The 722-nt window shown below is 66.3% G+C and carries 1 protein-coding gene; it reads left to right on the plus strand.

The window, feature by feature from the left end; genetic code table 11:
• Positions 1-102 precede the first annotated feature (102 nt).
• Entirely contained in the window at positions 103-705 is a 603-nt protein-coding gene (locus tag G3N99_RS41155; RefSeq protein ID WP_174940083.1) for a DNA-3-methyladenine glycosylase I, read from the plus strand.
• The last annotated feature ends 17 nt before the right edge of the window (positions 706-722 follow it).

Here is a 722-nt window from a genome sequence, read left to right on the forward strand (position 1 = left end):
TGATCGGCGCCGCGCGCCCATCTGCCGTTCGGCCGGCTGTTCCGTGAAAAGGGCTTCCGCTATGCTGACGCGATCGAATCGATACGGAAAGCGAGGCAGACGATGTCGCAGCGGTGCAACTGGGTGAAGACGGAAGCGGATGCTCACTATCACGATACCGAGTGGGGCGTGCCGTCGCACGACGATCGCCACCTGTTCGAAATGCTGATCCTGGAAGGCGCACAGGCCGGGCTGTCGTGGTCGACGATCCTGAACAAGCGCGCGGGCTATCGCGAAGCCTTTGCGGATTTCGACGTCGATGCGGTCGCGCGCTTCACGCCGAAGCGCATCGAGAAGCTGCTGGAGAATCCCGGCATCGTGCGCAACCGCGCGAAGGTCGAATCGGCGGTCACCAATGCACGCGCCGTGCAGCGCATCCGCGAGGAGCACGGCTCGCTCGCCGCATTCCTGTGGTCGTTCGTCGGCAATACGCCGATCCAGAACGCGTGGCAGTCGTACCGCGACGCGCCGGCGTCGACCGAACAGTCCGACGCGCTCAGCAAGGCGCTGAAGGCGTACGGCTGCAAGTTCGTCGGTTCGACGATCTGCTATGCGCTGATGCAGGCCACCGGCATGGTCAACGATCACGAGGTCGGCTGCCCGTGCCACGCGCAATGCGCGGCGCTCGGCGGCAAGCAGCCGGCACGCCGCCGCAAGGCGGGCTGACGGCGCGGGCGTCCGCC

Origin of the sequence: Burkholderia sp. Ac-20392 (genome assembly GCF_017104585.1) — a bacterium.
In the GTDB taxonomy this organism is placed as follows: Bacteria; Pseudomonadota; Gammaproteobacteria; order Burkholderiales; family Burkholderiaceae; genus Burkholderia; species Burkholderia lata.